Genomic DNA, 12,474 nt, shown 5'->3' with positions numbered 1-12,474 from the left:
AAGACAGGCCAAACGCGCGGGCCAATATGGGACACGCAAGGCCGGCACCAACATGAAGAATTGTCTCGCATTTTTCCTTCTTCTCACCATCACGGCCGCCTCCGCGCATGGTCCGGCGCCGATGCGGCGGAGCGCGCCGTCCGACCTCGTCCTGACAGGCCTCACCGATTCCGACACCACGGCCGGCGGCACCGCGCGGCTGTGCGAGCAGGTCACCTTCTCGCGCGGCCTGCGCTACGGCGAGAGCGAGGCCAATGTGCTCGATGTCGCCGCAAGTAACACCAAGGCGGATACGCCGCGGCCGGTGCTGCTGTTCGTGGCCGGCGACACTTTTACGGGCGACCACGGTGCGCCGGACATCTCGCGCGAGATGCAGGACCAGGCCATGTGCTTTGCCGCGCGCAACGACATGATCGGCGTACGCGTCAATTATCGGCTGGCGCCCACGGCAACCTGGCCGATGGGAGCCAGCGACGTGGCAGCGGCGCTGTCCTGGGTGCATGGCAATATCGACCTGTTCAACGGCGATGCCCGCGAGATCGTCGCGGTCGGCTATGGCGCCGGCGCCTTTCACGTCGCCACCCTGCTGGCGCATCCCGAGTTCCAGACCGAGCGCGCCGACGTTGCGGGCGTCGTGCTGGTGTCGGGGATCTATCGCGCGGGCAAGGAGGCCAGCGACAGCGAGAAGGCCTATCTCGGCCTGGATGCCACCCAATATGACAAGCGATCGGCCTTTCCCGGCATCCTCAATGTCGACGTGCCGATCGTGCTGGCCTGGGCCACGGACGATTCCGCCGGCATCGTGGCGCAGGGTGAGACCCTGAAGAAGACGCTCTGCGGCGCCGGCCACTGCCCGCGCGCCTCCCTCCTGCGCAGCCGCGACGGCATCGCGAGCGCCTTCGGCCTCGATGGCTCCGGCGACAGCCTTGCCGAGCCGACGCTGCTGCTGGTGCATCAGCTGGAGGCGCGGGGGCTGCCGTAACGGCATTGCGAGCGGCAGGGTTGCAAGCTGATTCGGTGTCTGTGCAAATTTGACCGGTCGCTTGCAATATAGCGTTTCGTCCTTGTGTGGCCTGGCGCCCTCGCCTCCGAGACGACGAGCGCGCGCCATTGCCGTGCGACTACGAGCGGCTGAAGTGAGGCAAGTCGCATGGGCCCTCTGGGACAATTGTCTCGCTGGCGTTAACGCGCCCCAAACCACGATGCGCGATTTGGCCGCCGCCCGCACCGCCTTGTGCTATTTGGGACAGTTATCTTAAGAATTTCTATTTATAGAGACCAAGGAAATCCGCGTCTGGCACAATTGTGTGACGCGCTGCCGCCACGATCGGAAAACCGATGCGGAAGTTGCTGGCACGATTCGCGGTGATCTCTTTTGTGCTGACTTCGGCGCTCGCCGCCGAACCGGTCAAGCTCAAATTGGCGTTCTTCAGCTCCGACCGCTCGACGAGTTATCTCGCCGCGGTCAAGCCGTTCGTCGACGCGGTCAACGCCGAGGCTAGAGGCCAGATTGAAATTGACACCTATTTCAGCGGCGCGCTTGGCAAGGATCCGGCCGAGCAGCCCCAGATCGTGCTCGATGGTAGGGCGGACATCGCCTACGTCGTGACGGGGCTGACGCGCAATCGGTTCGCGGACAATGCGATCATCGAGATGCCCGGCCTGTTTACGAGCATGCGCGAGTCTGTTGCAGTGTTCACCCGGCTGATGGCCGTCAACGCGCTGCAAGGATACGAAGACTATACGGTGATCGGCGCATATGTCAGCGAGCCCGAGACGATCCACAGCAGCGTCCCGATCACGTCGCTGAATGATCTGAAGGGCAAGAGACTTCGCGTCAACAATCCCGGCGAAGCCGCAGCGCTCGAAAAGCTGGGGGCGCGGCCTTTGCTCCTGCCGGTCAACAAGATCTCCGAAGCCATCAGCAACGGCAGCATCGACGGCGCCCTCGTGAACCCTGCTTCAGTGGTCGATTACGGCATCAAACGCGTTGCGACTTATCATTACCTTCTTGGCGTCAGCGGCGCACCGCTGATGGTCTTGATGAACCGGAAGACGTTCGACCGGCTGCCGAAATCGGCGCAGGCGATCATTCTCAAATACAGTGGTACGTGGTCTGCCGGACGCTTCGTAGATACCTACGAAGCGGTGGAAAGCAGCATCATGGAGGAGCTAAAGTCCGATCCCAACCGTCACGTGATCATGCCCTCGCCGTCGGACCTGCAGACGGCCAATGCCGCGTTCGCGGCCATTGCCGATGATTGGGCTTCGAAAAGTGAGCGCAATGCCGAGTTGCTGAAAGCGGTCCGGTCGGAGCTCACAAAAATGCGATCGATCCGGTAGCCGCGGATGCCATCACTCGCCAGCATCCGGCCTCTGCGAAACATCGTCATCATCGTCGCTGCGTTCGCCTTTCTGTTGCTGGGCGTCGGGATGACCCTGAAGATCACGACCGATCATCTTCTCCGTCAAGATGCGACGTCGACTGCTCGTAGCTGGGCGCAGTTCCTGGGGACCAGCGTCACCGATCTCGAGCAGATCGCCGGCGGCGAGCAGCCGTCCGCCGCCAGCATAGCGTTCTTCCTGTCGGCGCGAAATTCCGGTGAGGTCTTTCACTACGAGATCTTCAACCGCAATGGCTATTCGCAGCTCGTGTCGACCCGCGATAAGATCGCGCTCGTCGATTTGTCCGAATACAGCCCCGATGCGGCGCGATCAATCGCCGACGGTCAACCAATCGTCGATGTCAGGAAGGGTAATTCGGTCGACCAACCGGCATTTTTCGCGCGCGCCTATGTCCCGGTCCGGGCCGACGGCCGCCACATTGCCGTCGTTGCGGCCTACGTGGACGAAACGGAGCAACGCCGGAGTTTTCACAATGCGTTCCTGATCGCGGCCGCATTCCTTTGCCTGCTGTCGGGCCTCGCCTTCTCCATTCCCGCGGTTGCGTGGTATCGTGAAACAAAGGTGAAACAGGCTGACCGACGGATCCGCTTCCTCGCCCACCATGACGCATTGACCGGGCTGACCAATCGTCCCCATCTGATCGAAAAACTGGAGAGAGCCCTCGCTCACTTGCCGACACGGGGCGGCGGCCTTGCCGTGCACTTCATCGACGTCGATCGCTTCAAGGAGATCAATGATACGCTTGGTCATGACGGCGGCGACTTCCTGCTGAAGTCCATCGCGGAGCGTCTGCACGCTGCGGTCCGGGTCGACGACGTGGTGGCCCGGCTCGGCGGCGACGAATTCGTCGTCGTGCAGAGCGGCATCGCCGGCAAGGCTCAGGCCGAGTCGTTTGCGCGCCATCTTGCCGCCGCCTCAAGTGCTTCGGTGACATTCAAGCAGCACGAGATCCTCACAACCGTGAGCATCGGCGTGACGCTGGCGATGGCGGAGGACACCACCCCGGAGCGGTTACTCAAGAGTGCCGACCTCGCGCTCTACGCGGCCAAGGCAGCCGGCCGCAACTGCATCCGGTTTTTCGTGCCAGAGATGGATACTGAGCTGCAAGCGCGCATCGAACTCGAGAGTGCGCTTCGCGAGGCGGTACTGCATAATCGCTTCGAATTGCATTACCAGCCTCTCTTCGAAATATCTCAGCGCCGCCTTGTCGGCTTCGAAGCGCTGATCCGGATGCCCGCGGCGGACGGAACGCTCATTCCGCCATTGACCTTCATTCCGGTCGCGGAGGACTTGCGGCTCATCGACAAAATCGGGACATGGGTGTTGCAGGAGGCATGCCGTATCGCCGCGACCTGGCCGGCGCACCTGACCGTTGCAGTGAACCTGTCACCCCAGCAGTTCGTGGCGGGCACCATCAGCGACATCGTCGCTGCCGCACTGAAAGAGGCGGGGCTCGCTCCGCACCGGCTCGAACTGGAGATCACCGAAAGCCTGCTGCTCGGCAACACCGAAACGATCATGACGCAGCTCGCGACGCTCAAGGCGATGGGCGTGGCCATCGTGATGGATGATTTCGGGGCTGGCTATTCGAGCTTCAGCTATTTGTGGCGTTTTCCGTTCGACAAGATCAAGATCGATCGAAGCTTCATGCAAGGCCTCGATGGATCGCATTGTCAGGTCGGGACAGTCGTGAAAGCGATCATCGCGCTCGGACGGGAGTTGCGCATGCGAGTGACGGTCGAAGGCGTCGAAACCGCCAACCAGGCAGCGTTTCTCGACGCAGCCGACGGTGATCAGGTTCAGGGCTTCTTCTTCGGCCGGCCGATCCCCGCCTCGGAGCTCGGCGCCAGTATTCTGGCGGGTTTCGCGAGGACAATGCCACCGGCTTCGCCCGTGACCAAACTGCACGTCGTCAACGCAGCGGCCGAACGGTAGCACGAACCTTGCGCCCCTGTGGGGCGATGCGGCTCCCGGCCGCCCGCTATTGTAGATCATTCTCGCGTTTCAGTTAGCGCTTGTCTCACCAACTTCGCACTTTTCTTCCGCGGCCTGCAACTCTCGCCGAGGTTGCGCATTGGTGATCAGGTCTATCATGCAAAATCAACCGCGTCACAACGCGACACCCGAAAGCGGCGATCCACACGCCGGCGAACCTCTCATTGCACCCATCGACGGCGCAAATGCGTACGATCTGCAGCGCCAATTGGACGCCCGTCTCAATCCCGGCGAGACCGAGGCTTCGGAGGCTGACGTTTCGACCGCGAATGTGGCGCAATCCAAGACGAGCCGGACGCCTCGCCGATTTGTGAAGGCAGCAGCGGGCATCGCCATCGTCGCAGTATTCGGCTGGCTGCCGCTCAGAGCGCTTTTCCAGACGTCAAGCGTCGAAGCTGTTGTCAATTCGCGGCTGGTGACGTTGAGATCGCCGATCGACGGGAAGGTTTCAGCCGGGTCCGGTCTGGCAGGCGATTTAGGTATCGTCGGCGAAGGCACTTTCATCCTTCGTGTCGTCAATCCGCGCGGCGACCGCGTGCGACTCGATGATCTGCGCAGTCAGATGTCTCGCCTCGAAAACGAAAGACCTAGCCTCGTTTCAAAGATAGCTTCAGCCCGCGCGGCGCAGAAGGATCTGGCACGTCAGGCGACGCTGTTCACGGCGGGCCGCATCCGTCAGCTCGAGGCGCGCATCGCGGAAATCCAGACCTCAATCGAAGCGGCCGCGGCGCGTCGCGAGGAGGCGGCTGCCGCGGTGGAAAGAGCTTCATCGCTTATCAAATCGGGCAGCGTTTCCTCTGTCGAGCTTGGGCGCTTGACGCGAGATCAAACCATAGCCCAACAGACTGAGATGGGTGCGCGACGCCGCCTTGATGCGACCCAGGTTGAGCTCACCGCCGCGCGCGAAGGCACGTTTCTCGGCGACAGCTACAACGATCGTCCGAGTTCGGTGCAGCGTGGGGAGGAAATGCGGCAGCGGGCTGACGAGCTCACCGCGGATGTAGCGCACGCCGATGCGCAGATCTCCTGGCTCACCGACGAGATTGAATCCGAGCGATCTCGTTACATCAGCCGCTCCGAGGCGGACATCAAGTTCCCCATCGCCGGCCGAATATGGGAGGTCATGACGGCGCCTGGAGAGGACGTCCGGGCCGGACAACCGCTCATTCGCCTACTCGATTGTTCCGGCGCCGTGGTGACGGCGAACGTCACCGAGAGCGTCTATAACGGGCTGCAACTGGGATCTCTCGCCCATTTCCGGCCGAACGCTGGCGGCGCCGAATTGGCAGGCACTGTCGTCAATCTCACGGGCGCCGCAGGGCCCGCAGCCAACCTCGCCATCAATCCCGTCGCGCTGAGTAAGGAACCGTATCGTGCCACGATTTCAGTCCCTGACCTCAACGATGGCTCCAACGACTGTCCGGTCGGGCGAACGGGACGCGTCATCTTCTCGACGGACACTGCGAGAAAGTCATGATCCCCGCGCTGACGCCGGGCCTTATCGCGCTCGGCTTATGCGTTGCCATCCTGCCCTGGCTTCGGCACGAGAACCCCGCGGCGCGCTCGCTGATGGTCGTATTCGCACTGTTGCTCATGGTCCGTTATTTTGGATGGCGCATTGCGGCGACGGTCCCGCCCGTCGGCTGGACTGCCGATTTTGCCGTGGGATCTGTGTTCCTCTTCGCCGAGGCTGCATCGCTTGCGGCGGGTGCGCTGTCACTGGTGTTTCTCAGTCGCACGATCGATCGGACACCCCAAGTCGAAGCCAACAGGCAGTGGCTTGCGGGACGGCACGCGCCGCTGATCGACGTGTTCATTTGCACCTACAACGAGGAAGTGTCGATCCTGGAGCGCACGATCATCGGCGCCACTGGAATGAAATACCCCAACTACCGTGTCTGGGTTTTGGACGACGGGCGGCGCGACTGGCTCGAAAAGCTGGCAGGCGAGCTCGGCTGCCGCTATCTGGCGCGACCCGACAACAAAGGCGCCAAGGCCGGCAACATCAACCACGCTCTGCGGCACGTGACGGGGCTCGCTGATCCTCCCGAGTTCATTTCGGTTCTCGATGCCGATTTCGTTCCCATGCCCGAATTTCTCGCTCGCGCGATGTGCCTGTTCCGCGATCCTGGCGTAGCCGTGGTGCAAACGCCTCAGCATTTCATCAATGCGGATCCGATCCAAACCAACCTGGCCGCGACCAAGGTCTGGCCGGACGAGCAGCGGTTCTTCTTCGATATTATGATGCCAGCGAAGGACGCGTGGGGCGCGGCCTTCTGTTGCGGAACGTCGTCGGTCATCAGACTCTCGTCACTTGTGAATATTGGCGGCTTTCCGACCGATTCCGTGACGGAGGACTATCTCCTGACGCTGCGGCTGAAGGAAATTGGCGCGCGCACGGTGTACCTGAACGAGCGTCTGACCTTGGGGTTGGCCCCCGAGGGACTCAAGGAGTACATCACTCAGCGCAGCCGATGGTGTCTTGGCTTCATGCAGATATGTCGGGGGCGCAGCGGCCCCTTTTCCCGAACATCGCGGCTGGGTGTTGTCGACCGGCTGTCCCTCGTCGAAGCATTCTTGAGTTGGACTTCGACCTACGTCGTCAAGGTATTCGGTCTCGTCGTTCCGAGCCTTTACCTTCTGTTCGGAATCAAAGCCGTCCAAGCGGATCTTTCTGAACTCCTCGGATATTTCCTGCCGTTTTATGTCTGGTATTCGCTCACCATGGCCTGGATTTCCCGTGGACGGTCAATGGCCGTGATGTCGGACGTCGCTCAGTACATTGCTCTGCCGACGGTTCTCAAAGCAGCGGTGACGGGGCTGCTCAGGCCACAGGGACACAAATTCGAGGTCACTGCGAAGGGTGGGGACCGCGATCAAAGCTTCATCGAATGGCCACTGCTCAGGGTATACGGCACCGCACTGTCTATTACGCTTGCGGGAATCGTCTATGCCTTCCTGCTTCATGTGCAGGGCGAAAGCATCGCCTATGGCGGCCTGGCGCTCGCCTGGAGTTTATACAATGCCATCATTCTGACGATCGTCTGCTTGGTGTCCATCGAACAGCCACGGCGGCGGAAGGCCGAGCGATTCGAGCGAGATGAGCCGGTCTTTTTTAACATCGGTGGCCGGCAGTGCATCTATCGTTTGGCAGACATGTCGATCACGGGCGCCCGTTTCGTGAGCGACAGACCACCACCTGTTGGGACCGCGGTTCACTGCACCCTCCAGGAAAGAAAGGTCGCGGCGCTCGTCGTACGACGCACTGGGGATGGATTTGCAATTCGGTTTGATGAAACGCTCAACACGCGCGTCGATCTCGTTCGCGCTTTCTATTCCGGTGACTATGTCAGTGCGTTCACCGGCATACGCGCCGCCCCTGTCGGCAAAGCAATAATGATGCGGATTTTCGGCTGACTACGTTTGCTAATGGTGTAGTTTCCCGGCCTCGATATTGCGCGCGATGTGCGCTCTCTGACACGTTGACAGGAGCCTTTAGAGGTCAGGCGGGACTGTTGATCCGGGCTTCTTGCCCCGTCGGGAGCCACAAAACATGGCTATCGCAGCGAGCCTCAACTCCTCGCAGCAAGGAGCTTCGCGGCACGGAGCATCGCGTCCGAGTGCGGCGACCGACCGCGTCGCGGCAAATCCGGCCGTTTGACACCCAATGCGGTAGCCATCGGAAGCGAGCAATATTGACCTGCGAATCAGCGTCTTTGAGAGCATGTAGTCTTGGGGGTTGTCATGCCAAAGAGCGCGACAAAGCAGGTAGCGCTGTTGGGAGGGTGAAATGACCACGGAGCGAAGGCAGCCAACCCTTTGGCCCCAGAGTCTCGAAGACGAGATGCGAATGAAGCTCGCCCTCCACTCTCTCGAAAAGGAGAACAAGGGCTTGAAGGAATTGGTGGTGCGTCTCTCGGAAACCATCCTTCGACAGGTTTGTCAGGGCGCAGCACTAAGCTCGCTGAAAGATACCGCCGAGGGAAATGTTCATCCGCGCACCGATCCATATTGAGCCCGTCACCCTCGTGTCCAAGCCGAGCGCTGCAATCGGTTCTTCTCGACCAATGCCCAGCTCCAGGCTTCGGCTCGATCGCTCCGGGCAGCGCGCTGCTACGTGGGCGCCCGCAATTCGCCCTGAAACCAAGCCAAGGTATCGGCGGATTTCATCGGATCAACCAACTCGACCGCGAGCTGATGGGCAAAATAGCAAGCGGGACATTCGTAGGTACGAACGTCAAAACTACCCCGGCCGGGCGTGATGCGCGCCAGCATCGTTATTGTCCGACATTTAAGACAAGGTGGTCGCTGAACGGACATGAGGCTCGCTCTGGATCCGGCGGGAGCGCGATACTCTCAGTCACCGATGGATGCCGATGGGAGCGGTGATGGACCATGATGGAATCGTAAGCTCTGCTGCCGCCGGTCAATATTGACCACCATCCGAATTAAGACCCGCTATCCCAAACGAGACCTTTCACAGATGGAATCATTTTTCATCGGACGGTTGCCGAACCAAACCCGCCAAGTGCAAACCCGAGTTCGCCAAGACGGCCTACGATGCAGAACGGCGCACTCTCTCAATCGAAACGACGCAAGCCTGCTCGCGTCCTCGCGCCGGCATCGCCGCGCGTTCGGGCTGGATGGCTCCGGCGACAGCCTCGCCGAACCGACGCCACTGCTGGTGCATTAGCTGGAGGCGCGGGGGTTGCCGTAGCTGTTGCGAGCGACGCGACCATTACGCGCACCGTTTGCTGGGCCACCCCTCTCCCCCGCCCCTCCCCCGCAAGGGGGGAGGGAGCGCAGTGTGCCGAGCGGCCAATATCTGCCCTCATCGCTTGCGCGTTTTTGGATCGAGTCATTGTCCACGAGAAAGGTGCGTTCCCTCCCCCCTTGCGGGGGAGGGTTAGGGAGAGGGGTGCCACGCGGGGACTTTCTCGATCGGACGTGCGGCCCGTCAGCACACCTGCCGTTTTCCGTCGGGCGCGGCGTTTCAAAACCCAGCCACACGATCGCCAAACGCTTGACGTAGATCAACTCGTCTGGGTGCTGAGTGAGCCGACCTCGTTGGGGGCCAACGACAAGGTGTCGAGCATGCGCGTCACCGGCAGGCTGCTGTTCGTTCTCGCCGTCGCCTTCGCTTCGCTGGGGGCGATGTCACAGCAACAGCATTCAGACGAACCAGCGGGCGACAACGAAATCCGCATCGGCAATGTCATGCCGTATTCGGGGCCGCTGTCGGAATTCGGCGCGATCGGCCAGGCGGAGGCCGCCTATTTCGACATGGTCAACGCGCGTGGCGGCATCAACGGCCGCAAGATCCGCTTCATCACGCGCGACGACAATTCCGATCCGGCGACCGCGCTGGAGCTGACGCGCAACCTGGTCGAAAAGGACGACGTGCACCTGATGTTCGGATCGTTCGGCACGCCCGGCAATGTCGCCACGCGCTGGTACCTGAATGAGAAGAAAATCCCGCAGTTGTTCGTCGCCTCCGGCGACGAGGAGCTGAGCCAAGCCAGGGCGTTTCCCTGGACCATGGGCTGGCAGCCGCCGTTCCGGTCAGAGGGGCGCATCTACGCCAACTACATCCAGGCCTATTACCCCCGGAAGAAGATCGTGGTGCTCTGGCAGAACGACCAGTTCGGCCGCATGCTCTACAAGGGCATCCAGGAAGGTCTCGGCGACCTGAATCGTCTTGTCCTCGTCGACATCGCCTTCGATATCAACGACGAGCATCTCGACGGGCACGTCTCGATCCTCAAGCGGACCGGCGCCGACATCTTCGTGTTTCTCGGCGTGCCGTCGACGGCGTCCAAGGTGATCAAGCTGGCGGCGTCGATGAAATGGCGCCCGGTGTTCATCGTGAACGATGCCTCCGCCTCGATCGCCAATGCGATGGCGCCCGCAGGCCTGGAGAATTCGGCCGGCGTGATCTCGGCGGCGTTCCTGAAGGATCCGAGCGATCCCGCATGGAAGGACGATCCCGCCATGAAGGACTGGTTCGCCTTCATGGACAAGTACCATCACGTCGAAAGCACCAACAACAGCGCCGCGCTCTTTGGCTACGCCGCAGCCGAGGCGCTGACGCAGGTGCTGAAGCAATGCGGCGACGATGTTTCGCGCGAGAACATCATGCGGCAGGCGGCGTCGCTGAAGGCATATCAGCCCACCGTTGCGTTGCCCAACATCAGGATGAACACCTCGCCGAGCAGCTACTTGCCGATCAGGCAGATGCGGCTGGTGCAGTTCGACGGGCGGTCGTGGCAGCCGTTTGGTGAGGTAATCGAGACGGCGTTCACGGAGGGGGCGGCGCGGTGACTCGCACGCACTTTTTTGCTCGGGTGAGAGCCGGGTGCGCTTCAGCTTCCACAGCGTCATGGCCGGGCTTGTCCCGGCCATCCACGTATTGATGCGCAGTATGAGGAACGTGGATGCCCGGGACAAGCCCGGGCATGACGACCTCTTGTGCCTCCCCTCACGCCGGTTTCAGCGAAGCCAACGCGCTTTCCAGCAGCGCGCGCACCCGCGCGGCGTCGCCGGATTTCACCACGGCGGGATCGAGATAGAGCTCCAGCCCCGGCGCGCGCTCGGTGATCACACCACTTCGCTCGGCCGCCGCGTCGTTCAGCGCATCGACCGAATACGGAATCACCTCGCGGCTGATGCCCTTCATCGTGATCGCGGGCAGCGCGTGGGCGCGGACGATGTCGCTGACCAGCGCAAAGGTCTCGTAGCTCAGCACGATGCCGCCGGGCTCGGCGATCGATTGCAGCCGCGCGGCGAGGTTCGCTTCGGCGCCGATGATGGTGTAGTCCATGCGATCGCTGCTGCCGAAATTGCCGACGTTGCAATAGCCGGAGTTGATGCCCATGCGCGAGCGGAACGGCTGCTCGATGCCGGAGGCGCGCCACTTCGCGTTGAGCTCGGCCAGGCGCTGCTGCATGCGCCAGGCCATCTGGAGACAGGCCTGCGCATCGGCGCGGTCGCCCTTGGTCTCGGGGTCGCCGAAGAAGATCAGCATGGCATCGCCGATGAACTTGTCGATGGTGCCGCCATATTCATGGGCGATCGCCGACATCTCGGTGAAATATTCGTTGAGCAGCTGGGTCAGTTGCTCGGGCTGGAGCCGCTCGGCGGTGGCGGTAAAATTCTGGATGTCGGAGAAGAAGATGGTGAGCTTCTTGCGCTCGGTGTGGATGGTGACGTCCTTCTGGCCGGAGAAGATGCTCTTGTAGACCTGCGGCGGGATGTAGCGCGAGATCTTCATCGACAGCGACGCCAGGAAGTCGTTAGCGGATTCGAGATCCTTGTTCATGCCCTTGATGCGGCTCGATTGGCGTCGCTGGAGCGACAGGAACGAGAGACCGCTGCCGGCGGCGATCAGGAAATAGGCCAGCAGAAACTTGAACGAAAAAATGTTGGCGGCGATCGGCTGGGCGATGATGACTTCCTGGATGCCGCGGACGTCTCCCACCTTCCAGTCCTTCTTCGGGCTCTCGGGGTGGCTGTTGTGGCAGCTCACGCAGGCCGGGCCCATCATGACCGGCGCGACCAGGCGGACCTTGTCGGAGAATAGCGAGGTGTCGGTCTCGACGATCTTCTGCTCGGGATCCCTGCGGAGCGCATCGAGCGCGTCCTTCTCGAACTTGTCGAGCTGGTGCGGGGCGCGGTTCTGGAACGGGAAGTCCGAGACGAAGCGGTAGGTGATGTTCTCCTGCTGCGCGCCGATCACCCGTCCGAGCTCGAGCGACAGCGTCGCCGGGATCGGGATCGCGCCGGGGACGGATTCGTAATTGTGCACGACTTTGGTGCTGCCGTTCGGATTGGCGAGCACCCGCCCGACCACATTGGTCGCGTAATAGCTGCGCACGCTCGTGATCACTGAATTGAGGTCGACGGCCTGCCGGCGCAGCGCCGTCTTGGAGAGCTCGGTCAGGTCCAGCCACACCGCGAGCGGCAGAGCGAGCAGGAGGAAGGCGATTACGGCGCCCGTCAGGAGGCCGCTCTTGCGCTGCTCTTCGGCGATCTCTTGTTTCACTCGGTGGCTCCGTTGTGTGCGGTTCTGTCGCA

Annotated in this window: 9 protein-coding genes; 7 read left to right on the top strand and 2 right to left on the bottom strand. The window is 61.8% G+C overall.

The window, feature by feature from the left end; all coding sequences use genetic code 11:
- Positions 1-52 precede the first annotated feature (52 nt).
- From B5V03_RS39780 to B5V03_RS41955, 6 genes are all read left to right on the top strand, one after another.
- The gene (locus B5V03_RS39780) at positions 53-982 is read left to right on the top strand and encodes an alpha/beta hydrolase (protein ID WP_129275863.1); all 930 of its coding nucleotides are present in this window, start codon (positions 53-55) and stop codon (positions 980-982) included.
- A 356-nt stretch (positions 983-1,338) separates the two neighbouring features.
- The gene (locus B5V03_RS39775) at positions 1,339-2,343 is read left to right on the top strand and encodes a TRAP transporter substrate-binding protein (RefSeq protein ID WP_129275862.1); all 1,005 of its coding nucleotides are present in this window, start codon (positions 1,339-1,341) and stop codon (positions 2,341-2,343) included.
- A gap of 6 nt (positions 2,344-2,349) precedes the next feature.
- The gene (locus B5V03_RS39770; RefSeq protein ID WP_129275861.1) at positions 2,350-4,341 is read left to right on the top strand and encodes a putative bifunctional diguanylate cyclase/phosphodiesterase; all 1,992 of its coding nucleotides are present in this window, start codon (positions 2,350-2,352) and stop codon (positions 4,339-4,341) included.
- 157 nt (positions 4,342-4,498) lie between these two features.
- Complete coding sequence (locus tag B5V03_RS39765; RefSeq protein WP_129275860.1) at positions 4,499-5,878, top strand: HlyD family efflux transporter periplasmic adaptor subunit; 1,380 nt, start codon at positions 4,499-4,501, stop codon at positions 5,876-5,878.
- A complete protein-coding gene (locus B5V03_RS39760) occupies positions 5,875-7,818 on the top strand; it encodes a glycosyltransferase (protein ID WP_129275859.1) in 1,944 nt (647 codons plus the stop codon). The genes B5V03_RS39765 and B5V03_RS39760 overlap by 4 nt, the downstream gene beginning before the upstream one ends.
- 433 nt (positions 7,819-8,251) lie before the next feature.
- A complete protein-coding gene (locus B5V03_RS41955; protein WP_164988615.1) occupies positions 8,252-8,416 on the top strand; it encodes a hypothetical protein in 165 nt (54 codons plus the stop codon).
- A 98-nt stretch (positions 8,417-8,514) separates the two neighbouring features.
- Here B5V03_RS41955 and B5V03_RS39755 read toward each other — a convergent pair whose 3' ends face one another.
- Positions 8,515-8,676, bottom strand: coding sequence for a response regulator (locus B5V03_RS39755; protein WP_129275858.1), 162 nt, complete (start codon positions 8,674-8,676; stop codon positions 8,515-8,517).
- An 819-nt stretch (positions 8,677-9,495) separates the two neighbouring features.
- Here B5V03_RS39755 and B5V03_RS39745 point away from each other — a divergent pair.
- On the top strand, positions 9,496-10,722 hold the full coding sequence (locus B5V03_RS39745; RefSeq protein WP_164988614.1) for an ABC transporter substrate-binding protein: 1,227 nt from the start codon (positions 9,496-9,498) through the stop codon (positions 10,720-10,722).
- 157 nt (positions 10,723-10,879) lie between these two features.
- Here the strand turns inward: B5V03_RS39745 and B5V03_RS39740 are convergent, their stop codons facing one another.
- The gene (locus B5V03_RS39740; RefSeq protein ID WP_164988613.1) at positions 10,880-12,442 is read right to left on the bottom strand and encodes an adenylate/guanylate cyclase domain-containing protein; all 1,563 of its coding nucleotides are present in this window, start codon (positions 12,440-12,442) and stop codon (positions 10,880-10,882) included.
- Between the last annotated feature and the right edge of the window lie 32 nt (positions 12,443-12,474).

Origin of the sequence: Bradyrhizobium betae, assembly GCF_004123905.1 — a bacterium.
GTDB lineage: Bacteria > Pseudomonadota > Alphaproteobacteria > Rhizobiales > Xanthobacteraceae > Bradyrhizobium > Bradyrhizobium betae_A.
This window is presented reverse-complemented; position numbering and strand designations above follow the sequence as displayed.

Bases quoted from the DNA above. Each gene is read 5' to 3' on its own strand.
- B5V03_RS39745 (WP_164988614.1), top strand. From the start codon at position 9,496: ATGCGCGTCACCGGCAGGCTGCTGTTCGTTCTCGCCGTCGCCTTCGCT.
- B5V03_RS39775 (WP_129275862.1), top strand. From the start codon at position 1,339: ATGCGGAAGTTGCTGGCACGATTCGCGGTGATCTCTTTTGTGCTGACT.
- B5V03_RS39765 (WP_129275860.1), top strand. From the start codon at position 4,499: ATGCAAAATCAACCGCGTCACAACGCGACACCCGAAAGCGGCGATCCA.
- B5V03_RS39780 (WP_129275863.1), top strand. From the start codon at position 53: ATGAAGAATTGTCTCGCATTTTTCCTTCTTCTCACCATCACGGCCGCC.
- B5V03_RS39760 (WP_129275859.1), top strand. From the start codon at position 5,875: ATGATCCCCGCGCTGACGCCGGGCCTTATCGCGCTCGGCTTATGCGTT.
- B5V03_RS39770 (WP_129275861.1), top strand. From the start codon at position 2,350: ATGCCATCACTCGCCAGCATCCGGCCTCTGCGAAACATCGTCATCATC.
- B5V03_RS41955 (WP_164988615.1), top strand. From the start codon at position 8,252: ATGAAGCTCGCCCTCCACTCTCTCGAAAAGGAGAACAAGGGCTTGAAG.
- B5V03_RS39755 (WP_129275858.1), bottom strand. From the start codon at position 8,676: ATGCTGGCGCGCATCACGCCCGGCCGGGGTAGTTTTGACGTTCGTACC.